We start from the raw sequence: 21,912 nt of genomic DNA on the forward strand, positions 1-21,912 counted from the left end.
AGAAATCAAACGAGCACACCACGCATGAATGCAACACACACTGAAGGAACGCTGCCGGCCGTTAATCACCAGAACGTGGAAGAGATCTGCGATCTGATTGCCACCAAGCGACAGCAGTTCTGTACGCTGAGCGACGGCATCTGGGATACGCCGGAACTGAACTACGAAGAGCATCGTTCAGCGGCACAGCACGAAACCATCCTGAAAGCAGAAGGCTTCCGTCTGACGAAAGGCATCGCCGACATGCCGACTGCACTGCTGGGTGAATTCGGCGAAGGTCTGCCGATTATCGCCATTCTGGGTGAATACGATGCGCTGCCGGGCCTGAGCCAGCAGGCGAATGTCGCTGAGCCAAAGCCGCTGGAAAACGGTGGCAACGGCCACGGCTGCGGACACAACCTGCTCGGTACCGCAGCGCTACAGGCGGCGACGGCAGTGAAAGATTATCTGCAAAAGCACGCCCTGGCCGGAACCATACGCTTTTACGGCTGCCCTGCGGAAGAAGGCGGATCGTCCAAAGGCTTTATGGTCAAGGAAGGCGTTTTTGACGACGTCGATATCGCCCTCTGCTGGCACCCGGCGACCTTCACCGGCGTCAACAGCCCGGTATCGCTGGCCTGTAACGAACTGAATTTTTACTTCAAAGGTCGTGCGGCTCATGCCGCCAGCAGCCCACATCTGGGACGCAGCGCGCTGGATGCCGTGGAACTCATGAACGTTGGCGTGAACTACATGCGCGAGCACATGCCGTCCTCTGCCCGCATCCACTATGCGATTACCGACAGCGGCGGCCACGCCCCGAACGTCGTTCAGGCCAACGCCACCGTGCGTTACCTCGTAAGAGCACGTCAGTTGCCGGAGCTGCACCAGTTGGTCAAACGCGTGAAGAAAATTGCCGAAGGCGCGGCGCTGATGACGGAAACCGAAGTCAGCAGCGAAGTGATTAGCGGTGATGCCAATCTGCTGGCGAACCCGCCGCTGGAAGCGCGTATGCACGAACATCTGCTGGCGCTCGGCCCGATACCGTTCGATGACGAAGACCGCAAAATGGCAGCGATGTTCCAGACCGCGCTGAGCGCCGAAGACATTGCCGAATCCTACGCGCGTTTCGGCGTTAAACCGCAGCCGGGTTTAACGCTACACGACGGAATTTATCCGCTGTATAGCCCGAATGACGCCTTCATTGGCTCTACCGACGTGGGGACGGTCAGTTGGGTTGTGCCGACCGTGCAGATTCGCAGCGCCACTTACGCCATCGGCACACCAGCGCATTCGTGGCAGTTGGTCGCACAGGGAAAAACCGGTGCCGCACACAAGGGCACGGAATACGCGGCGAAAGCGATGGCCTCACTGGCTATCGACCTGCTGGTCACGCCCGAACTGATTGCACAGGCAAAAGCCGACCATCAGGAAAGATTGCAGCAGACACCGTTTGAGAACCCGATTCCAGACGACGTGTTTCCGCCTATCCCACGGGGATAAGGTAGCGGATTCGAAGGGATAGATAAGTAGTAGCAGGAAACCGTCAGGAGAGAGCCTCCTGACGGTAATTAAGACTTACGGGCGGCCAACAAAACCGATAGCGTCGTAGACTTTCTTCAGCGTTTCCTGTGCGCGAGCGCTGGCTTTGTCAGCCCCTTCACGCATGATCTGTTGCAGGAACGCCTCATCGTTACGGTAGCGATGATAACGCTCTTGCAGCTCAGACAGCATACCGGATACGGCATCCGCCACCGCGCCTTTCAGGTGACCATACATCTGGCCGTTAAATTCCTGCTCCAGCTCAGGGATGGGTTTTCCCGTCACGCCAGACAGAATATCCAACAGGTTGGATACCCCAGCTTTATTCTTCACATCATAGCGAATGACGGGTGGCTCGTCGGAATCTGTCATCGCGCGTTTGATCTTCTTCACCACCGCTTTCGGATCTTCCAGCAGCCCGATAACGTTATTGCGGTTATCGTCAGACTTGGACATCTTCTTGGTCGGTTCCAGCAGCGACATCACGCGGGCACCCGATTTCGGAATGAACGGCTCTGGTACTTTGAAAATATCGCCATACAGGCTGTTGAAGCGCTGACCAACGTCACGGCTCAGCTCCAGGTGCTGTTTTTGATCTTCACCCACTGGTACCTGATTCGTTTGGTACAGCAGGATATCTGCCGCCATCAGCACCGGATAACTAAACAGACCGGCGTTAATGTTCTCTTCGTAACGCGCGGATTTATCCTTGAACTGCGTCATGCGGCTCAGTTCGCCGAAATACGCGTAGCAGTTCAGTATCCAGCTCAGTTGGCTGTGCTCAGGCACGTGCGACTGAACAAAAATGGTGCTCTTTTTCGGATCGATACCACAGGCCAGATACAGCGCCAGCGTATCCAGCGTCGCTTTTCTCAGCGCCTGCGGATCCTGACGTACCGTGATGGCATGCAAATCCACAATGCAATAGATGCAGTCGTAATCGTCCTGCATGTTGACCCACTGACGTAACGCCCCCATGTAGTTACCAATGGTCAATTCACCAGACGGCTGCGCACCGCTAAATACAATGGGCTTGCTCATACTAAGGGTTCCTGATTGTGTGAAGAAGAATGCCCGATCAGGGGCAAAATATCGGCAAAACGATCCAGAACGACATCCGGCTGACTCAGCTCGATCGCTTCACCATAGTTATAACCATACGTCATGCCGACACTGCGGCAACCCGCCGCCTGTGCCGCCTGAATATCATTGCGGGAATCGCCGACGAACAGGAGTTCGCTGGCACGCAGCCCCAGCTTACCGAGTACCAGATAGAGCGGCGCAGGATGCGGCTTTTTCACAATAACGTCATCGCCACCGATGATCAGCGAGAAATAGTCGCCGATCCCTAATCCTGCCAGCAACGGCGCAACGAACGGCGTGGGTTTATTGGTCACCACCGCCATCGGAACGCCCTGCTGCGCTAACTGCGCCAGCGTCTCTTTTACCTGCGGGAACAGCGTGCTACCGCTATCCACCGTCTGCGCATAATAGCTATCGAACCGCTCACGGGTTTCCTGCAAGCGTGCAGCCGTTGGCTCAACACCAGCCCAACGCAGCGCCCGTTCAACCATCACGTCCGCACCGTTACCAATCCAGGTTGCGACACGCGCTTCGCCCGCAGCAGGCAACGACTGCGCCACTAAGGCCTGATCGATAGCCGCCGCCAGACCCGGTGCACTGTGAATCAGCGTCCCATCCAAATCAAAAGCTAATCCGCGAACTGCGGTTAATTCAGTCATGTGTCGTCCTTGAAATTTCACTACGCATTTGATCAATGACGGCACGGTAATCTGGATGACCAAAAATAGCCGATCCCGCCACAAACATATCCGCGCCCGCTTCAGCAATCGCGCCGATATTTTCTACTTTTACGCCGCCATCGACTTCCAGTCGAATGTCGTAACCGCTGTCGTCGATCAAGCGACGAACCTGACGCAGTTTATCCAACGTGCTGGGAATAAAGGACTGACCGCCAAATCCTGGGTTAACTGACATCAGCAGAATGATATCCAGCTTGTCCATGACGTAATCAAGATAACTTAGCGGGGTCGCCGGGTTAAAAACCAGCCCGGCTTTACAGCCGTGATCTTTGATCAGTTGGAGTGAACGATCGAGGTGATCCGTGGCTTCGGGATGAAAGGTTATGAAACTGGCTCCCGCATTGGCGAAATCAGGGATGATACGATCGACTGGTTTCACCATCAAATGAACGTCAATCGGCGCGGTAATGCCGTAATCGCGCAGGGATTTCAGTACCAGTGGGCCAATCGTCAAATTTGGCACATAGTGGTTATCCATGACATCAAAATGGACCACATCAGCCCCGGCAGCTAATACGTTAGCGGTATCTTCACCAAGACGGGCAAAATCAGCCGACAAAATGGACGGCGCGATTAAAAACGGTTTCATTCATTTCTCCAAACGGTAAAGTCTGAATGCCTGCGGGTAACCTCTTCTCGGCTAATAACGCCTTTCAGACGACATTAGCCGATTCACCTCGCTCTGTTTTACCCCAAACGGAATCACCGATATAGGGCTAATAACTCGTTTACTTTACTACGCCCTAAAATATTACGGCTAATCGTTCGGCGCGCTTTCACCACATAAAGCACGGCTTCCTGATACCACTCACGGGTCAGCAACGTGTCATGATTGGAAATCAGAACCGGAATCTGGCTTTCTACAGACAGGCGGCGTGCCAATTGCGCCAAACTCTGCTGGTCGGCACGGCTAAAATTATTAGTGTGATAGGCAGTGAAATTTGCGGTAGCAGACAGCGGAGCATAAGGCGGATCGCAATAAATAACCGATCCCTTCTCTGCTTTTTCCAGCGTGTCCTGATAATGCTCACAGACGAAGGTGGCATTTTGCGCTTTAAAGGCGAACCAGCGAATTTCCTCTTCAGGAAAATAGGGCTTCTTATAGCGCCCGAAAGGGACATTGAATTCACCGCGCATATTGTAGCGGCACAGGCCGTTATAACAGTGGCGATTCAAATAGAGAAACAACAGCGCGCGCCGATAAGCATCACTGCAAAGGTTAAATTCGTCACGCAGCAGATAAAATGCCTCAGACGTGTTCACTTCATCCGTAAAAAGTTTACGGGCGTCGAGAACAAACTCATCGGCATTCGATTTGACGATATTGTACAGGTTAATCAGGTCGCTATTAATATCAGCCAGTATGTAGCGCTCGTATTCCGTATTCAGAAATACGGAACCCGCGCCAACAAAGGGCTCGATAAGACAGTCTCCTGCGGGTAAATAGCGACGAATTTCTTCTACCAGCGGATATTTACCACCAGCCCATTTTAAAAAAGCGCGGTTCTTCTTCATGCCGTCGTTAGTTACTCATACGTTTCAGAGCCGCGGATTGTACTCTGTGTCAGACAGCACATCAGGGCTAAAATTGGTGTTACTTATTCAAGTCCTGCTTCACCTGACGGATCGGCTTAACCCATGGTTTTTTCGCTTGTACTTCTGCGGGCAACGTAGCAATTGCCTGTTTCGCCTCAGCAGAAGACGCATAGACTCCGGTCACTAGCACATACCAGGATTTTCCGTCTCGTTTGGTTTCATACACCCATGAATGGGTGAGGTTGTTCTGTTTCGCGTAGGCTTTCAATGTGTCCGCGCGTGAGGCGCTGCTCAGTTGCAGCGTAAAGTGGCTCGCAGGCGCACTCTGCACGGATACATTCTGTCCGGCAGCCGCAGGAGCAACCTTTGCGTTAGTTGCAGGTTTGCTTGCTACTGGCGCTTTCGATGCATTATTCGTAGCGTTGCTACCAGCATACGCAGGGGTCGTATTATGTGTATTTTTCGCTGATGAGGTCGCTGGCGTTTTTCCCGTCGGAGCTACCGTCGCAGGTGCGGTCGGCAACGTCGAGTTTCCTGTCGCACCCTGAGAGAATTCGCTAACGCGCCCTTGCTGTTGCGACAGCGCATCAGTGATATTGCCAGGCAGCTCAATACGCTGCTGGCCTGCCACAGGCGGTTGAACCTGCGCATCAGTCGGCGTACCAGAAATCGGTGGAGCGCTTAACGTTTGAGGCGACATCGGCGCTTGAGAAGACGCCTGTGCTGGTGTTTGACCATGGCTGGCATCGCCAGAAATCGCCGCAGGACTTTCCCCCAGCGAAGAAGGCTGAGCGCCCTGAGCCATGGAGGACGATGAAGAGAGATCGATATTTCGCTCGCCACTCGCTTGATTCTGCGTCTGTGATGTTTGTGGCTGAGAAGGTGCCTGCAAAGCAGATCCAATGCCCACGATCAGCAACACCAGCACCACAATCCCGATGCCAATCATCAGGTGCTGTCTAGAAAGTGCGATCTTGGGTACCGCAAAGTTGCTGCTTTTCTGCTGACGAGTAGGTCGACGGTCACTGGTATCAGGCTTCAGCTCATCTTCCGGCTTGAACTCATCCATTTAACATCTCCCCACTAAAAAGCTCGAATTCGCCACGCGGTCGCCAAGGCGAATCATTAAATCGTAACGCATTGTATTTTATTAACCATAACCCATCAGGGCGTGTCTGTCGTTAATACTTATCTTTCATAACGGATAGTCTTTCATAATGGATTGTCTCTCATAACCCGGTAGCATTACGCATCAGGCAAGGCAATCTGCTATCGAAGCCAATACCATGTCATGCGCTACGCCGCCACGAACTTCTGATTGACCAATTGCCGTTGGCAGTACCAAACGCAACTCACCCGCCAGAACTTTCTTGTCGCGCATCATATGGGGAAGATAGGCCTCAGGTGCCATTTGCGTCGGGCCGTTCACCGGCAGACCAGCACGAACCAGCAGAGATTTGACTCGTTCGACATCCTCAACGGAAAACTGCCCAAGGCGACGTGCCGTATGCGCAGCCATCACCATGCCTGCCGCAACCGCTTCGCCGTGAAGCCAGTTACCGTAGCCCATTTCCGCTTCGATAGCATGCCCATAAGTATGGCCCAGATTAAGCAACGCACGCATGCCGCTTTCACGTTCATCAGCAGCAACCACTGCGGCTTTAATTTCGCAGCAGCGTCGAATGCAGTAAGCTAGCGCGTCATGCTGTAGCGCACGCACGGCTTCAATGTTTTCTTCGAGCCAAAGAAAGAAATCGCGATCCAGAATAATGCCGTACTTGATGACTTCCGCCAGCCCGGATGACAACTCCCGTGCCGGTAAAGATTTCAGGCAGTCCAGATCGATCACAACTGATACGGGCTGGTAGAACGCCCCGATCATATTTTTACCCAACGGGTGATTGACGGCGGTTTTACCACCGACGGAGGAATCTACCTGCGATAACAGCGTTGTCGGCACCTGGATAAACCGGACGCCACGCTGATAACTGGCCGCGGCAAAACCGGCTAAATCGCCGATGACACCGCCACCCAAGGCAACAATTGTCGTATCACGACCATGCGGTTTCGCCAACAGTGCGGTAAAAACCTGATCCAATACGGTCAGCGATTTGTGCTGCTCGCCGTCAGGTAAGATAACCTGATCGACATGCACGCCACTGTTTTCCAACACACCACGAACGCGGTCAAGGTACAGAGGAGCCAACGTCTGGTTCGTCACCAGCATGGCCTGCTCCCCCGCTTTCAACGGCATAAAAGAAGCCGAATCATCAAATAATCCAGCGGCTATCGTAATGGGATAACTACGTTCCCCTAGTGTTACGGTAATTCTTTCCATGCGCGTTAAACAACCCGTTCAGGATCCGCTCAATGCGGATAAGGTATGCTCTTAGTTACTTTCCAGCATATTGATAATCTGGTTAGCAACGACCTTGGCACTTTGCTCGTCAGTCCGAATGGTCACGTCAGCGATTTCTTCATAAAGCGGGTTCCGCTCTTTCGCCAACGCTTCCAATACTTCACGTGGAGGGGTTTCAACCTGAAGTAACGGACGCTTCTTGTCACGCTGCGTGCGGGCAAGCTGTTTCTCGATTGTCGTTTCCAAATAAACGACAACGCCGCGCGCGGAAAGACGATTGCGCGTCTCACGTGATTTGACTGAGCCACCGCCTGTCGCCAGTACGATGCCTTGCTTTTCCGTCAATTCATTAATGACTTTCTCTTCACGATCGCGGAAGCCTTCTTCGCCTTCCACATCGAATACCCAGCCCACATCAGCCCCAGTGCGTCGCTCAATTTCTTGATCGGAGTCGAAAAACTCCATATTGAGTTGTTGAGCTAACTGACGGCCAATAGTGCTTTTGCCGGCACCCATAGGCCCAACCAGAAAGATATTGCGTTTCTCTGCCATGTTTTTTGGTATTACTAAGACAATTCGTTAATGATAACCCGCCCCGCCAATCAACCCAGCGGCGGGACCTAAACTGAAACCTCATGAGCGATAGTGCGAGAATCAGACAAAAAATTATCTCAAGACTCAGGGTAGTTTGGCAACCGAATAAAATGTCACACCGACCACAGGTGGTCAATGTAGTATGTTTTATCGACATTTTCGGTGGAACAACACTTCAGTGCTCAATTCGCTAACCCTTGTAAGCTAAATCCGCCGCAGCGTCAAACTCATAAGCGCTGAACGTGACAAAATATTGCGCCCAATCCGAAAAAAAAACACCGTATGACATCAGAGCCCGCCTGGGTTTACTCATGATGATGCGGGTATCAACGTCGGCGTAATGAAAATGACCAATTCTCGTCGCGTATGCTGCTGAGTATGGTTTCTGAACAGATGACCAAATACGGGAACCTCGCCCAATAGTGGTACCTGTCTGTCACTGTTCTTTTTTTGCTGCTGGAAAATGCCGCCTAAAACGATAGTTTCTCCATCAGCAACCGTCACCTGGGTTTGGATTTCCTGTTTGTCGATCGCTAACGCTTCACCATTATCACCCTGCTTGATCGTCTGCCCCGGCATGTTTTGGCTAATTTTCAGGTTCAGCGTAATCCGCCCGGCACGCAGGATGTCCGGCGTAACCTCCATCCCTAATACCGCTTCTTTGAACTCGATAGACGTCGAGCCGCTGGCACCGCTGGAGACCTGATACGGAATTTCCGTGCCTTGTTTAATACTGGCGGTCTGCTGGTGCGCAGTAAACAAGCGAGGGCTGGCGATAATCTCGACCTGACTTTCCTGTTCCAGCGCCATTAACTCCAGATCCAGCAAGCGGCCATTCAGCCGCGCCAAATGGAACCCGGCATTGATCGCTGGCGTATCCACAGGCAGGCCAACGTTAAAATTATTCAGCCTGAGCGCCTTGTTCGCCGCGTCCCCTTCTCCCAGACCCCAGTTTACGCCCAGCGCCTGCAGGTGCTCGCTGCTGATAGTGACAATATGCGCTGCCAGCTGTACCTGTGCCAAGGGCAGATCAAGCTCCTTCACCCACGGTTCGAGCTGTGCCAAAGCCTCTTCCGTATCACGAATCAATAAAGTATTCATCCGTTTATCCACGGTTACGCTGCCACGCGTAGAGAGTAGCGTTCCACGCTGAGCCTGAACACTGGCCGCCACTTCCGTCGCGTCAGCATACTGCAATGCAACAGAGATATTATGCAGCGGTAATTTCTGCGCCTGCTCCGCCGCATGTTCGTCCCGTTCTTTCTGCAAGGACTCAAGGTGATCGGCAGGGAAAACCATCAGCACGTTGCCGTTCCGTTCGACGCTAAGCTTCCCCATGCGTAAAACAATATCCAGTGCCTGCTGCCAGGGAATATCTGCCAGCCTCAGGCTAAGATTCCCCGTCACGCCCGGAGCGATCACCACATTGAGCTGCTGGTGATCGGCTAACGCCTGTAGCACCCGAGGTATCGGTGAATCTTCAAACGCCATCGATACCGAGCTTTCCGCACTGGCCTGAAACGGCGCGGCGAGAAGAAGTTGCCAGCTCCACGCCGCCACTCGACATAACCTATTCATATTCATAACCTTCCTTGTTATCGAGATACGCTGTTATCAACATTGTTTTCAACGAACGGTTGTCCAAAAATTACGTTCAAAATACGTGTCGCCAGACAAATCTCACCTATTCCGCGGGCTTAGTGATAAACGGAGAAACCAGCAGCAGGCTATCTGGCAGACCATCACAACCTGCCTCACGCGCTGTCGGGACAAGTTTGGCCCCTGATTTATCCAATTGGCTGACTAGCCAGTATCCCGGTGGGATCGTTTCGCCACTTGTCAGCTTGATCCAACCAACCTCCGGCTGTGCTAGCCAACCAATCCAGCGATCGCCAGAGCCAATCACGCCTTTTAGCTGCCACGGTGGCAATGTCGCTGAGGGCAGACAACGCGCAGTAGCCAGAGGCTGAAAAGGGTCGATGCGTTCTTCGAGTTTTTCTGCCTGCACGCTATGGGGCACGAAGAGCAACATCAAGGCGATACGGATCGAGATATGACTCATGGCATTCCCTCCGGCCTGATTAGCGACAGCTCAACCTGTAACCGTGGTATTTCTGACGACGACTCCGTTGAAACGGCATCAGGCTTTACGGTCAGTTGCGTTATTCGCAGCACATAAGGTAACTCCGCCAGCGCACGAAGCACCTGCAACACGCCCGTGTAATTCGCGCTAAATGCCAATTGCCAACGTTCCTGATGAGATGCCTCCGCGTGAGGCGGAGCGGGCTGCCAGGATAGAAGCGAAGCCCCTGCCTGCGACAGAGGCTCGACGATAAGCTGTGCCAGCCTGTCAGGCTGAAAGGGATCGTCTTGCGCAGTTTTCTCCGCTAATTGCTCGCGTAGCACCGACAGTAACGGCATCGCATCGAGCTTTTGCTGGACGTCCTGTCTATCCAGACGCGCCTGAACGGTTTGCTTTTCTATGCCAATCACGGCCCTACGAACGTCACCGATGAGGAGCCAGCCAGATAGCAGCCCGGCAGCGGCGACAAACGCCAATTGAAGCGCCAACTGCTGCCAGAGCGGTTTATTCACTAGCTCAGGCCGATTCAGCACGACGTCAGTCAAAACCGATGGATTAATCATGGCCTTCCTCCCGCAGGGAAGCGCCTGTATCGCGCCAATTGGCCTGAAAGGAAAAGCGCAGCCCGGTATTCACACCGCGCTCTCGGGACGTCTGCAGCAGCTGTACGCGTTCGACGGAAGCATGGCGTAATAACGCGTGCTGTAGCGTAATGATGTAGTGATAGTTTTCGCTCACGCCGGAAAGCAGCAGGTGCGAGCCACGGTCGGCAATTTCCGTCAGCCACAGACGCGCGGGCATCATGCCAGCAAGCTGCTCGAGCAAGTGGAGGTTACGACGATTGTCATGCCGGACCATCACCTCGGCGCGTTCTTGCGCCTGATAGCGACGCAACGCTTCCCGCGCCTGATGCGTTTGCTGATACAATGCCGTCAGTTGCTGTTGCTGGGTCAGCGCTACATTGAGTTCATCCTGCGCACGTTGCTGTCTGTGCTGCCAAAACAGATAGCTCGTGGCGATAAGGCATAGCATCAACCCCGTCTGTAGCCACAGCAGCCCCAACCAACGACGTGCTCGCTGGCGCATCAGGGTGTTACGCCAGGGTAAAAGATTAATCAGCAGCATAGTCAGACATCCTCAGGACGCAATGCCAACCCACCCGCGATCGCATAAGCCGAAGGGAAACTCGGCAGAGGCGGCTGCATGTGATTACACACCGTTAACGGCGACCACGTCTGTAATACATCGGTCTGCTGACTGGGTAAATCAGGCGAGACGCTAGAGTAATAGGCTATGTCATCTACATCATGCTGATAGCGAGTACTTACAACCGATAAGATATCCGTTTCGTCATTCAGCTCATCAAGGTGTATCACGCCTGAGTGAAAGGCATGGTTCAACGGAGAGACCCACAGCCAGCCATCCAACAGGCGATGCAGCAGCAGACGGTTAGCGTCAAGCCTAGCTCGCTGCGCCATCGCTCGAAGCGCACAAGTTGAGACATCAAGAACATCAGGGTGTAACCCCGCACTATTGAGGCAGGCCAACCATTTATCGATTTCCTGTCGGCGTGCTGCCGTCACCAGCAGCGAACCTTGCTTCTGCGGGTCCTCCCGATAGTCTATCGCCAGTGATTCGCTGCTGATCGGCAGCTTACGCGCCGCCATGGTTTCAATGTAGAGGCTACGTTCCGGTTCTCGTAAATGTGAGTCAGGCAGCGGTAAATGCTGCTGCAAAATCAGTTGAGCAGGAAACCCCACCCGTAGCGAAATGTGTGCAGGCAGCAAACGACGCCATGTATGTAAGGCCTCACAAAGCGCCTCAGTATGGTGTAAACTACCCGAGCGCAACGTATCGTCGGGTAGTGGATATTGCCACCAATGACGAAGCTGCCAGCCATCGCGGCGGCGTTGAACCGCCAGCGCGCGCATGAAGCCGTTTTGTATATCTACTCCAACCTGCCAGATGTGATAAGCCATGTTCAACCCGATTTCCTTATCCAATAAACATATCCACAGTGCTGGCTTACCTTTATACTAGCGCCCGATTGTTTATAAACTGTCCAAACGCTACTGAATGGAAAATCCCAGGTGAAGTTCGTAAAGTATCTATTCATCCTTGCAGTCTCTTGCATTCTGCTGGGAGCTGCCTCGATATATGGTTTGTACCGTTATATCGAACCCCAACTGCCCGATGTCGCCACGCTGAAAGACATTCGGCTGCAAACGCCTATGCAGGTCTACAGTGCCGATGGCGAACTGATCGCTCAGTTTGGTGAAAAGCGCCGTATCCCGCTCAAGCTGGACCAGATTCCCCCTGAATTGGTACACGCTTTTATCGCGACCGAAGATAGCCGCTTCTATGATCACCACGGTGTCGATCCCGTCGGGATCATCCGTGCCGCATCCATCGCGCTCACATCGGGTCATGCCTCTCAAGGGGCGAGTACCATTACGCAACAGCTCGCCAGGAACTTCTTCCTGAGCCCAGAGCGCACCCTGATTCGTAAGATCAAGGAAGTGTTTCTGGCTATCCGTATTGAGCAGTTGCTGACCAAGGATGAAATCCTTGAGCTCTATCTGAACAAGATTTACCTCGGCTATCGCGCCTATGGCGTTGGCGCGTCGGCACAGGTTTACTTTGGCCGCCCAGTTGACCAGTTGACGCTAAGCGAAATGGCGATGATCGCCGGTCTGCCGAAGGCGCCATCGACGTTCAACCCGCTCTATTCCTACGACCGTGCCGTTGCCCGTCGCAACGTCGTCCTTGCGCGTATGAAGGATGAAAACTACATCACGCAGTCGCAATACGATGCGGCACGTAACGAAAAACTGGTCGCGAATTACCACGCGCCGGATATTTCGTTCTCCGCACCGTATGTCGCAGAAATGGCACGACAGGAGATGGTCAAACGCTACGGCGAAGATGCTTATAACGACGGTTATAAGGTCTACACGACGGTCACCAAAAAATTGCAAACCGCCGCACAGGATGCGCTGCGTAATAACATCCTCGCCTATGACATGCGCCACGGTTACCGCGGCCCAAGCAAAGTGCTATGGAAAGTAGGCGAAGGCGTCTGGGATCAGGCGAAGATGATTGCCGCCCTGAAAGCGTTGCCGGTCTACGGCCCGCTCTCTCCGGCCATCGTCACCAGCACCACGGCTGACAACGCGATTGCGATCCTGTCTGACGGCAGCAATATTGCCTTGCCGATGGCAGGCATGCGCTGGGCACGTGCATACCGTTCCGATACGCAGCAAGGGCCAACGCCGAAGCGCGTCACGGACGTGGTACAGGCAGGCCAGCAGGTCTGGGTACGTAAAGTGAACGATGATTGGTGGCTGGCACAGGTGCCGGACGTCAACTCTGCGATTGTCTCGCTTAACCCGAAAAACGGTGCGATAGAAGCACTGGTTGGCGGTTTTGACTTTAACCAAAGCAAATTCAACCGTGCGACGCAGGCACTTCGCCAGATTGGCTCCAACATCAAACCGTTCCTGTACACCGCGGCGATGGACAAAGGTTTAACGCTGGCAACGATTCTGAACGACGTCCCAATCACCCGTTGGGATGCTGGTGCAGGATCTGACTGGCGGCCGAAAAACTCACCGGCAACCTACGATGGTCCGATCCGTTTGCGTCAGGGACTGGGTCAATCCAAAAACGTAGTGATGGTACGTGCCATGCGTGCGATGGGCGTGGACTATGCGGCGGATTACCTGCAACGCTTCGGTTTCCCGGCGCAGAATATCGTCCATACCGAATCGCTGGCGCTGGGTGCGGCCTCATTTACGCCGCTACAGGTCGTACGTGGTTATGCCGTCATGGCAAACGGCGGCTATCTGGTCGACCCTTATCTGATCAGTAAGATAGAGAGCGAGGCAGGCGGTACGGTATTTACCGCGACGCCGAAAGTGGTCTGCGATACCTGTAATCTACCGCTGGTCTACGGTGACACGCCACGTTCTCCGGTGTTAGCGACCACTAACGTTGAAGATGTTGCCACGTCAAACGAAGCACCGCCGGTAGGCTTGCCACAGCCCGAGCTGGAGCCTGTCACACCAGAAGCCGCACAGCAAAGCGCCGCGCAACCTTACGCCCCGCACGTTATCAACACACCGTTGGCATTCCTGATTAAAGATGCGATGAACAGTAACGTCTTTGGCGAACCGGGTTGGATGGGAACAGGCTGGCGCGCAGGTCGTGATTTGAAACGTCGTGATATCGGCGGTAAAACCGGTACAACGAACAGTTCCAAAGACGCCTGGTTCTCCGGCTATGGCCCGAATCTGGTGACGTCGGTCTGGATTGGCTTCGACGATCACCGTCGCGATCTGGGTGCCAGCAGCGCATCTGGCGTCATCAAAGATCAAATCTCCGGCTATGAAGGCGGTGCGAAATCAGCGCAGCCTGCGTGGGATGATTTCATGAAAGCCGCGCTAGATGGCGTACCGGAACAACCGCTGACGCCGCCACCAGGCATCGTCAGTGTCGTCATTGACCGCAGCAGCGGCAAGCTGTCTAACGGTGGCGGGAACAGCCGTTCCGAATACTTCATTGACGGTACACAGCCGAAAGAATACGAAGTGCATGAAGTCGGCACCACGCTGATGGATAACGGACAAAGCGAAGAGCTATTCTAGCCAGCGTTCGATAGCATCAGACAAAGCAAAGAAGGCGCAGGAAACTGCGCCTTCTTTCTTGCTATGTTGGCTTATTAAAAACAGGTTGGTTTATTAAAAATCAGCGGGGTGTACGGCGCAGCCAGTCCTGAGCCAAAAATAGCGCACTGACATTCCGAGCCTCACGGAAATCAGGTTCTTGCAACAGCGACATCATGTCATGCATCGGCCAGCGAACTTGCGGCATCGGCTCCGGCTCATCGCCTTCGAGGCTCTGCGGGTAAAGCCCGCGAGCCACCACAATATTCATCTGGCTGGAAAAATAGGAGGGTGCCATGGTTAACGTCGCCAGCAATTCCAGTTTTTCCGCCCCAAAACCGACTTCTTCCATCAGTTCACGGTTCGCGGCTTCAAAGACCGTTTCGCCGGAATCGATCAGCCCTTTGGGAAACCCTAGTTCGTATTCCTCAATGCCGACAGCGTATTCACGGATCAACAACAATTCATCATCAATGATCGGAACAACCATCACTGCCTGTCGGCCACTTGAACGCATCCGTTCATAAACCCGACGTACCCCGTTGCTAAATTCAAGATCGACGGATTCCACATTGAACAGGCGCGAACGCGCTACCGTTTCCACCTTGAGGATTTTAGGTTTTTGCAGATTATGACTCATTGATGCCCCCAGAGCGTTACGACCAAAACAACATCTTAGACCAACGCGTCTGGAGGCTGCGTTTACCACAACCTGAATACGACATGCGGTGGAAATTAAGAAGAGATCGTAAATATTCCTTTTTGATTCTGCTCACATTGTGCGTTAACAGTCACCTTCGCTGCAACTATCGTGACGATGAATTTACGTATGGGCAACATGAAGGATACATCCTGTATGAGAAACCACCAGTAAAAGTCAATAACTTAAAAAAAATAAGAATATCCTCATTCAATAGGCATTTTTTGCTTGTTACTATCATCACCTTATATGATGAATTTTATTCCCAATTGCGTTATTAATCTAAGAAAACAATGTCATACGGGTTATCATCGATTGTATAAGTTTGTTAAACTCCGACAAGAACAAGGAGCCTCGCGTGTTGGAAGGGATATGAGATGAGCACAATATTTATCCTATTGGCGATATTGCTTGCCTGTCTGATCGTTGTCGGAGGCCTTATCGCCTACCGCATGCGACACCGTTTCTTATCCACTCCGCCATTACCCGTTTCGCAATCGCTGCCCCGGCGGTTAACTGAAAACGAACGGATCGCCGTTGAGCGTTATCTGGCTCAGGAAAACAGTCAGCAAACCACGCCACTTGATACTCCCAATGAGCAGCCTAAATTGCCGCGTTCCCTGCAAAACAATCGGGTTTACCCTGTCACCCATACAATTACACGCTACGGCCTGAGCACTGATACTCAGAGTAAGTGGCGCTATTATATCGATACGCAAGAAATCCATCTGCCGCCCAGTTGGGAACAGTTCATTACCGAAAATAACACCGTCGAACTGATTAAGACACGCTCGATTCCGCTAGTCATTTCCTTGAACGGGCACTCGCTAACCGAGTGTCTCGACGCTCAGCCGCTGACCCCACTACCGAGCAAAGTTCCCGTCCCGAATGCCTCCATCCGTCAGGCAGGTAGTGAACATGCCGAGTTGGTCACCATCCGTAAGGAAACGCGTGAAGAACATGCGATGCATCACTCTGGGGGCTTGAAGGAAACGGCTGTGCTCTGCGTATCTTTTCTGCTTTTTTTCATCAGCCTGAATAGCCCTATCGCCCTGCTCCCATGGCTGATCGGTACCGCATCATTATTAGCAGTCTGGAGCCTGTGGCAACTTTTCCGCTCGCCGTCCGCTCAGGAATTGCGCGATGTGCACTGCCTTCATGGCACGCCGCAAGGCTTGGGTCTGTTTGGCGAATCCAATCAGGGGCCGCTCGGTAATATCTCGCTTGGTAATATCGATCTGATTTACCCACCTCATTGGCAACCCTATATCACGCAAGACTTGGGGCGAAAAACAGATGTCGATATCTATCTCAACCGACAGGTGATCCGTCAAGGGGAACACCTGTCGTTGCATGATGAAGTAAAAAACTTTCCACTACAGCGCTGGGGCAAGAATCTACTGCTATCCGTTGGCTCACTGCTCAGCCTGATTTTGCTTGTTACTAACGTGCCGCTTGAACTGCCGTTAAAGCTCAGTCTGGCTTGGCTGCAAGGCGCGCAACGTATTCAGGTCACACAGGTCAGCGATCTGGAAAAGGCTCAACTCCATATTGGCGACACGCTAGCAGTGCGTGGCAGCGGCATGTGTTATGTGCCTGCAGGCATTCGTCCCGTTTCCACACCGTCCCCTTATGCGTTCAGCCCTTTCGACTGTTCGGCCATATACTGGAATAAAGCCGCGCCGCTGCCATTACCGGAATCCGAGACGATTGAAAAAGCCTCCGCCTTGCTTAAATCAGTCAACAGCCAGCTTCATCCACAAACGGACAAAGAGGGCCAGGTCAACTCTCAATTAGCCTCTACGATCCAGAAATCAGGGCTGATTTTGATGAAAAACTTCGCTGACGTCGTTTTGAGAACACAAGATTTGTGTTGGCAGGAAAACGATTGCTCCCGCCTGAAAAATGCGCTGGTGAACCTAAGCGACGTCAAGAACTGGAATACTCTGGTCAAAGACGCAAATTCAGGCACGCTGAAAGGCATGAATGTGGTACTGCCCGCCGTCAGTGCAGAAACGCTGGAGTCATTGGTCAACAGTTCTACCGATCAATTCTTCTATCAGGAAATCAATAGTGCAACAGAGTCACTAAACAGCCCACCGCCCGGTGGATTCCTGATTCGCAGCGATGAAGGACGGCAGTTCGTTAGCCACCCGCTCCCTCCGATGCCGCTCAATGAATATCGTCCATCGGATCAGTGGCAGGAACTCCAGCGGCTTTCCGCGATGCTGTTGCATACACCATTTAATGCCACGGGCGTTATCACACAGCTTAATACCGATGCCAATGGAACCCAGCACATCAGCCTGTACAGCGAACCCGACGTCATTACCGTCTGGCGCTATCTCGGCACGTGTCTGCTGCTACTGCTCTTTTCTGCGACGTTTATCGTTAATGCGGTTCTGACCGGCATTAAGATGCGTAAAAGCCAGAAGCGAGTGACCGATATTCAGCGCTATTACGCCTCACGGTTCAATATGATGACGAATTCGTTCCCGGACAATCGTCCCCAGCTCCCCCGCTAACGGCATCGTGCCCGCTCTGCGGTTATGCTAACCTAGCGGCCGTCACTCTTGTCACAATTGCATTGCGCGTCTTCTGCTGCATCACCCCTATAGCACGGCGCGACATCTGGAGTCGTTATGAATCCCCACGTTAACTGGCACGATATCGACACCGTGATACTGGATATGGATGGCACGCTGCTCGATCTGGCGTTTGACAGCTATTTCTGGCTTCAACTGGTGCCGCAGTCGCTCAGTGAAAAACGTCGCATCAGCCTTGAACAAGCGCACCAGCTTATCGAACAGGAGTACCGAGCCGTTCAGCACACGCTAAACTGGTACTGTTTCGATTACTGGTCAGAACGTCTCGATCTGGATATCTATCAAATGACGACGGATATCGGCGCGCGAGCCCGATTGCGCGATGACACCACGCCGTTTTTAGCGGCGCTGCGAGAATGCGGTAAAGAGACAATTCTGCTGACCAACGCCCACCCACACAGTCTGGCAGTAAAAATCGAACACACGGGGCTGGATCAGCACCTTGATTTATTACTTTCCACCCATACTTATGGGTATCCGAAAGAGAATCAGCGCTTGTGGCAGGCCGTACAGCAGCAAACCGGCTTCGATCCTGCCAGAACCCTGTTCGTGGATGACAGCGAGCCGATTCTGGATGCCGCGAAAACCTTCGGCATACATTACTGTCTGGGTGTGCGTAATCCAGATTCCGGCCAGCCGGAAAAGGTATTCCTGCAACATCCGTCAATGAATGACTACCTTGCGTTGCTACCCGCTCTGCGTCACTCCGTTAATGCAGGGTAATCAGGGGGATTTATGGTGAAAGCTACCGAACAGGCCGACGACGCCGTTCGTCTGGATAAATGGCTCTGGGCCGCCCGCTTCTACAAAACCCGAGCAATGGCCCGCGAGATGATCGACGGCGGCAAAGTGCACTATAACGGTCAACGCGGTAAGCCAAGCAAACAGGTTGAACTGAATGCCGAGATTAAACTGCGTCAGGGCAATGATGAACGCACCGTCATCATTTTGGCCGTCAGCGGCCAGCGCAGAAGCGCGACAGAGGCGCAGGCGCTGTATCAGGAAACGGCTGCAAGCATTGAGAAACGAGAAAAGCTGGCGCAGGCGCGGAAAATGAATGCGCTGACAATGCCACACCCCGATCGCCGCCCTGATAAAAAAGAGCGACGCGATCTGATTAAATTTAAATACAGCGATCAGGAATAGCGCTCTGCCCTTCATTTGTTGGTCATCAAACTGATGACCACAGAGAGAAGACTCAGCGATTGCCGCACTACTCATCGTCGCACCACTGATCTCCGCACAAATACGAGAAAATATTATGGCTCACGACCAACTACATCGTTATCTGTTTGAAAATTATGCCGTTCGTGGCGAGTTGGTGACAGTTAACGAGACGTATCAACGTATTTTAACCAACCACGACTACCCAGCTGCGGTACAAACGCTGCTAGGCGAAATGCTGGTTGCCACCAGCCTGTTGACGGCCACGCTGAAATTCAGCGGTGATATTACCGTTCAGCTTCAGGGCGATGGCCCACTGAAACTGGCGGTGATTAACGGTAATCACCAGCAGCAGATGCGCGGCGTTGCCCGTCTGCAAGGGGATATCGCACCGGGGAGTTCGCTGAAAGAGATGGTGGGCAATGGCTATCTGGTCATTACCATTACACCGACTGACGGCGAGCGTTATCAGGGCGTCGTCGGTTTAGAAGGTGACACCGTTGCCGAATGTCTGGAAAGCTATTTCCAGCAGTCCGAGCAGCTGCCGACGCGGTTATTTATCCGCACTGGCCAACACGAGGGCAATCAGGCTGCCGCAGGCATGCTGCTACAGGTATTACCTGCACAGGATGCCGATCGTAACGATTTTGATCATCTGGCCCAGCTCACCACGACGGTTAAAGCCGAAGAGCTATTTTCCCTGCCTGCCACCGAGGTTCTGTACCGCCTTTACCATCAGGAAGAGGTTACCGTGTATGAACCACAAGATGTCGAATTCCGCTGCCACTGCTCGCGCGATCGTTGCGCCGATGCATTAATGACGCTGTCCGATCAGGAAGTGAATGAGATGATCGAGCAGGACGGCGAAATTGACATGCACTGTGATTATTGTGGTACGCACTACCTGTTTAATTCGCTGGACATCCGCGCCATACGGCACGACTCATCAGGAAATTTGTTACATTAATCATTTTAACGGGTACGAAAGTACTCGTTTTATTTTGCTTATTTTCCCCACCTGCAAACCACCGTGGTTATTTTTCAAACACCCTAAATAAGCAAAGTTATTAATGAATTTATTTAATTTTATGACTGCTATCGCGGTTAAAATAAGCTCACTCCCTACAATGTTTAGTAGTACGACTATAACTTGAGGAGTAGCAACATGCAGATCAACGGTATTACCCCGCAAGCCTTGGCGGGTTATGGAATCCACGATGTCCGCGATATTGTCTACAATCCCAGCTATGAACTGCTTTTTGAAGAAGAACTCTCCCCTACCCTACAAGGCTATGAACGCGGCATCGAAACCCAACTGGGTGCCGTCGCCGTCGATACCGGCATCTTTACCGGTCGTTCCCCGAAAGACAAATACATCGTGCGCGATGACGTGACCCGCGACACCGTGTGGTGGTCCGATCAAGGCAAAGGTAAGAACGATAACCACCCGTTGAGCCAGGAAACCTGGACGCAGCTGAAGCAACTCGTCACCACGCAGTTGTCCGGCAAGCGGTTGTTCATCATCGATGCTTTCTGCGGTGCCAACCCAGACAGCCGCCTCAGCGTACGTTTCGTGACGGAAGTGGCCTGGCAGGCGCATTTCGTTAAAAACATGTTTATCCACCCGAGCGATGAAGAACTGGAAGGCTTTGAGCCGGATTTCATCGTGATGAACGGCGCAAAATGCACCAACCCGAACTGGCAGGAACAGGGTCTGAACTCTGAGAACTTTGTTGCGTTCAACCTGACAGAGCGCATTCAGCTGATTGGCGGCACCTGGTACGGCGGCGAAATGAAGAAAGGGATGTTCTCCATCATGAACTACCTGCTGCCGCTGAAAGGTATCGCCTCCATGCACTGCTCGGCAAACGTTGGCGAAAAAGGCGATGTGGCGGTCTTCTTCGGCCTATCCGGTACGGGTAAAACCACGCTGTCCACCGATCCGAAACGCCAGCTGATTGGCGATGACGAGCACGGCTGGGACGACGATGGCGTCTTCAACTTTGAAGGCGGCTGCTATGCCAAAACCATCAAGCTGTCTAAGGAAGCAGAACCGGATATCTTTGGTGCCATCAAACGCGATGCGCTGCTGGAGAACGTCACCGTGCTGGCAGACGGCAACGTGGACTTCAACGACGGTTCCAAAACCGAGAACACCCGCGTTTCTTATCCGATCTACCACATTCACAACATCGTTAAACCGGTCTCCAAAGCGGGCCATGCCACGAAAGTGATCTTCCTGACGGCGGACGCGTTCGGCGTGTTACCACCGGTTTCTCGCCTGACGTCCGATCAAACGCAGTATCACTTCCTGTCCGGCTTTACCGCCAAGCTAGCGGGAACCGAGCGCGGCGTGACGGAACCCACACCGACTTTCTCCGCCTGCTTTGGCGCGGCATTCCTGATGCTGCACCCGACGCAGTACGCTGAAGTGCTGGTGAAGCGCATGAAGGCGGCTGGCGCACAGGCCTATCTGGTGAACACTGGCTGGAACGGCAGCGGCAAACGTATCTCGATTAAGGATACGCGCGGGATTATTGACGCTATTCTGAACGGCAGTATTGATGATGCAGAAATGCAGACGCTGCCCGTCTTCGACCTGGCAATCCCGACCTCGCTGCCCGGCGTCAATCCTGACATTCTCGACCCACGTGATACCTACGCGAGCGTCGAACAGTGGCAGGAAAAAGCGGACGATCTGGCACAGCGCTTTATCACCAACTTCGATAAATACACCGATGCTCCGGCAGGCGCAGCGCTGGTGAAAGCAGGACCAAAGCGGTAAACGCGGAAGAGTATCAATCACGAAAAAGGCGCGGATTCCGCGCCTTTCTTTTATTCATATCTGAACAGCTTTAATGC

20 protein-coding genes are annotated in these 21,912 nt (G+C 53.0%); 7 read left to right on the forward strand and 13 right to left on the reverse strand.

Annotated elements, in window-relative coordinates; all coding sequences use genetic code 11:
- Window positions 1-24: 24 nt before the first annotated feature.
- The gene (locus JFY74_19025) at window positions 25-1,482 is read left to right on the forward strand and encodes an amidohydrolase (GenBank protein QQG28118.1); all 1,458 of its coding nucleotides are present in this window, start codon (window positions 25-27) and stop codon (window positions 1,480-1,482) included.
- A 75-nt stretch (window positions 1,483-1,557) separates the two neighbouring features.
- Here the strand turns inward: JFY74_19025 and trpS are convergent, their stop codons facing one another.
- The 12 genes from trpS to pilM all read right to left on the reverse strand — a co-directional run bounded on the left by trpS (window position 1,558) and on the right by pilM (window position 11,895).
- Window positions 1,558-2,562 (reverse strand): tryptophan--tRNA ligase, encoded by a 1,005-nt coding sequence (trpS, locus tag JFY74_19030; GenBank protein QQG28119.1) that lies wholly within the window; start codon window positions 2,560-2,562, stop codon window positions 1,558-1,560.
- Entirely contained in the window at window positions 2,559-3,263 is a 705-nt protein-coding gene (locus JFY74_19035) for a phosphoglycolate phosphatase (GenBank protein QQG28120.1), read from the reverse strand. The genes trpS and JFY74_19035 overlap by 4 nt, the downstream gene beginning before the upstream one ends.
- Window positions 3,256-3,933 (reverse strand): ribulose-phosphate 3-epimerase, encoded by a 678-nt coding sequence (gene rpe, locus JFY74_19040; protein QQG28121.1) that lies wholly within the window; start codon window positions 3,931-3,933, stop codon window positions 3,256-3,258. The genes JFY74_19035 and rpe overlap by 8 nt, the downstream gene beginning before the upstream one ends.
- Before the next feature lie 113 nt (window positions 3,934-4,046).
- The gene (gene dam, locus JFY74_19045) at window positions 4,047-4,859 is read right to left on the reverse strand and encodes an adenine-specific DNA-methyltransferase (protein QQG28122.1); all 813 of its coding nucleotides are present in this window, start codon (window positions 4,857-4,859) and stop codon (window positions 4,047-4,049) included.
- A 79-nt stretch (window positions 4,860-4,938) separates the two neighbouring features.
- Window positions 4,939-5,949 carry an SPOR domain-containing protein gene (locus JFY74_19050; GenBank protein ID QQG28123.1) on the reverse strand — a complete coding sequence of 337 codons (1,011 nt, stop codon included), beginning with the start codon at window positions 5,947-5,949 and terminating at the stop codon, window positions 4,939-4,941.
- Window positions 5,950-6,132: 183 nt separating this feature from the next.
- Entirely contained in the window at window positions 6,133-7,218 is a 1,086-nt protein-coding gene (aroB, locus tag JFY74_19055; GenBank protein ID QQG28124.1) for a 3-dehydroquinate synthase, read from the reverse strand.
- Between the two features lie 51 nt (window positions 7,219-7,269).
- On the reverse strand, window positions 7,270-7,791 hold the full coding sequence (gene aroK / locus JFY74_19060; GenBank protein QQG28125.1) for a shikimate kinase AroK: 522 nt from the start codon (window positions 7,789-7,791) through the stop codon (window positions 7,270-7,272).
- Between the two features lie 351 nt (window positions 7,792-8,142).
- Window positions 8,143-9,417 (reverse strand): DNA uptake porin HofQ, encoded by a 1,275-nt coding sequence (hofQ, locus tag JFY74_19065; GenBank protein QQG28126.1) that lies wholly within the window; start codon window positions 9,415-9,417, stop codon window positions 8,143-8,145.
- A 100-nt stretch (window positions 9,418-9,517) separates the two neighbouring features.
- Complete coding sequence (locus JFY74_19070; GenBank protein QQG28127.1) at window positions 9,518-9,895, reverse strand: DUF2531 family protein; 378 nt, start codon at window positions 9,893-9,895, stop codon at window positions 9,518-9,520.
- Window positions 9,892-10,479 carry a hypothetical protein gene (locus JFY74_19075; protein ID QQG28128.1) on the reverse strand — a complete coding sequence of 196 codons (588 nt, stop codon included), beginning with the start codon at window positions 10,477-10,479 and terminating at the stop codon, window positions 9,892-9,894. Before JFY74_19075 ends, JFY74_19070 begins: the two co-directional genes overlap by 4 nt.
- Window positions 10,472-11,041 (reverse strand): PilN domain-containing protein, encoded by a 570-nt coding sequence (locus JFY74_19080; GenBank protein ID QQG28129.1) that lies wholly within the window; start codon window positions 11,039-11,041, stop codon window positions 10,472-10,474. Before JFY74_19080 ends, JFY74_19075 begins: the two co-directional genes overlap by 8 nt.
- Before the next feature lie 2 nt (window positions 11,042-11,043).
- Window positions 11,044-11,895 (reverse strand): pilus assembly protein PilM, encoded by an 852-nt coding sequence (gene pilM, locus JFY74_19085; protein ID QQG28130.1) that lies wholly within the window; start codon window positions 11,893-11,895, stop codon window positions 11,044-11,046.
- 111 nt (window positions 11,896-12,006) lie between these two features.
- On the opposite strand from pilM, the gene mrcA reads away from it, so the two are divergent.
- Window positions 12,007-14,562: a peptidoglycan glycosyltransferase/peptidoglycan DD-transpeptidase MrcA gene (mrcA, locus tag JFY74_19090; GenBank protein ID QQG28131.1), complete on the forward strand. Its 2,556-nt coding sequence runs from the start codon at window positions 12,007-12,009 to the stop codon at window positions 14,560-14,562.
- A 100-nt stretch (window positions 14,563-14,662) separates the two neighbouring features.
- Here the strand turns inward: mrcA and nudE are convergent, their stop codons facing one another.
- Complete coding sequence (nudE, locus tag JFY74_19095; GenBank protein QQG28132.1) at window positions 14,663-15,220, reverse strand: ADP compounds hydrolase NudE; 558 nt, start codon at window positions 15,218-15,220, stop codon at window positions 14,663-14,665.
- Between the two features lie 437 nt (window positions 15,221-15,657).
- On the opposite strand from nudE, the gene JFY74_19100 reads away from it, so the two are divergent.
- The 5 genes from JFY74_19100 to pckA all read left to right on the forward strand — a co-directional run bounded on the left by JFY74_19100 (window position 15,658) and on the right by pckA (window position 21,835).
- Window positions 15,658-17,805: an intracellular growth attenuator family protein gene (locus JFY74_19100; protein QQG28133.1), complete on the forward strand. Its 2,148-nt coding sequence runs from the start codon at window positions 15,658-15,660 to the stop codon at window positions 17,803-17,805.
- A 117-nt stretch (window positions 17,806-17,922) separates the two neighbouring features.
- Complete coding sequence (gene yrfG / locus JFY74_19105; GenBank protein QQG28134.1) at window positions 17,923-18,609, forward strand: GMP/IMP nucleotidase; 687 nt, start codon at window positions 17,923-17,925, stop codon at window positions 18,607-18,609.
- 12 nt (window positions 18,610-18,621) lie between these two features.
- Complete coding sequence (gene hslR, locus JFY74_19110; GenBank protein ID QQG28135.1) at window positions 18,622-19,032, forward strand: ribosome-associated heat shock protein Hsp15; 411 nt, start codon at window positions 18,622-18,624, stop codon at window positions 19,030-19,032.
- A gap of 115 nt (window positions 19,033-19,147) precedes the next feature.
- Window positions 19,148-20,017 (forward strand): Hsp33 family molecular chaperone HslO, encoded by an 870-nt coding sequence (gene hslO, locus JFY74_19115; GenBank protein QQG28136.1) that lies wholly within the window; start codon window positions 19,148-19,150, stop codon window positions 20,015-20,017.
- A gap of 198 nt (window positions 20,018-20,215) precedes the next feature.
- A complete protein-coding gene (gene pckA, locus JFY74_19120) occupies window positions 20,216-21,835 on the forward strand; it encodes a phosphoenolpyruvate carboxykinase (ATP) (protein ID QQG28137.1) in 1,620 nt (539 codons plus the stop codon).
- The last annotated feature ends 77 nt before the right edge of the window (window positions 21,836-21,912 follow it).

It is taken from the genome of Pectobacterium carotovorum, from assembly GCA_016415585.1.
In the GTDB taxonomy this organism is placed as follows: Bacteria; Pseudomonadota; Gammaproteobacteria; order Enterobacterales; family Enterobacteriaceae; genus Pectobacterium; species Pectobacterium carotovorum_K.

Bases quoted from the DNA above. Each gene is read 5' to 3' on its own strand.
- hofQ (QQG28126.1), bottom strand. From the start codon at position 9,417: ATGAATATGAATAGGTTATGTCGAGTGGCGGCGTGGAGCTGGCAACTT.
- JFY74_19080 (QQG28129.1), bottom strand. From the start codon at position 11,041: ATGCTGCTGATTAATCTTTTACCCTGGCGTAACACCCTGATGCGCCAG.
- yrfG (QQG28134.1), top strand. From the start codon at position 17,923: ATGAATCCCCACGTTAACTGGCACGATATCGACACCGTGATACTGGAT.
- hslR (QQG28135.1), top strand. From the start codon at position 18,622: ATGGTGAAAGCTACCGAACAGGCCGACGACGCCGTTCGTCTGGATAAA.
- nudE (QQG28132.1), bottom strand. From the start codon at position 15,220: ATGAGTCATAATCTGCAAAAACCTAAAATCCTCAAGGTGGAAACGGTA.
- trpS (QQG28119.1), bottom strand. From the start codon at position 2,562: ATGAGCAAGCCCATTGTATTTAGCGGTGCGCAGCCGTCTGGTGAATTG.
- pilM (QQG28130.1), bottom strand. From the start codon at position 11,895: ATGGCTTATCACATCTGGCAGGTTGGAGTAGATATACAAAACGGCTTC.
- JFY74_19035 (QQG28120.1), bottom strand. From the start codon at position 3,263: ATGACTGAATTAACCGCAGTTCGCGGATTAGCTTTTGATTTGGATGGG.
- rpe (QQG28121.1), bottom strand. From the start codon at position 3,933: ATGAAACCGTTTTTAATCGCGCCGTCCATTTTGTCGGCTGATTTTGCC.
- JFY74_19100 (QQG28133.1), top strand. From the start codon at position 15,658: ATGAGCACAATATTTATCCTATTGGCGATATTGCTTGCCTGTCTGATC.
- pckA (QQG28137.1), top strand. From the start codon at position 20,216: ATGCAGATCAACGGTATTACCCCGCAAGCCTTGGCGGGTTATGGAATC.
- JFY74_19075 (QQG28128.1), bottom strand. From the start codon at position 10,479: ATGATTAATCCATCGGTTTTGACTGACGTCGTGCTGAATCGGCCTGAG.
- JFY74_19025 (QQG28118.1), top strand. From the start codon at position 25: ATGAATGCAACACACACTGAAGGAACGCTGCCGGCCGTTAATCACCAG.
- JFY74_19070 (QQG28127.1), bottom strand. From the start codon at position 9,895: ATGAGTCATATCTCGATCCGTATCGCCTTGATGTTGCTCTTCGTGCCC.
- hslO (QQG28136.1), top strand. From the start codon at position 19,148: ATGGCTCACGACCAACTACATCGTTATCTGTTTGAAAATTATGCCGTT.
- JFY74_19050 (QQG28123.1), bottom strand. From the start codon at position 5,949: ATGGATGAGTTCAAGCCGGAAGATGAGCTGAAGCCTGATACCAGTGAC.
- dam (QQG28122.1), bottom strand. From the start codon at position 4,859: ATGAAGAAGAACCGCGCTTTTTTAAAATGGGCTGGTGGTAAATATCCG.
- aroK (QQG28125.1), bottom strand. From the start codon at position 7,791: ATGGCAGAGAAACGCAATATCTTTCTGGTTGGGCCTATGGGTGCCGGC.
- aroB (QQG28124.1), bottom strand. From the start codon at position 7,218: ATGGAAAGAATTACCGTAACACTAGGGGAACGTAGTTATCCCATTACG.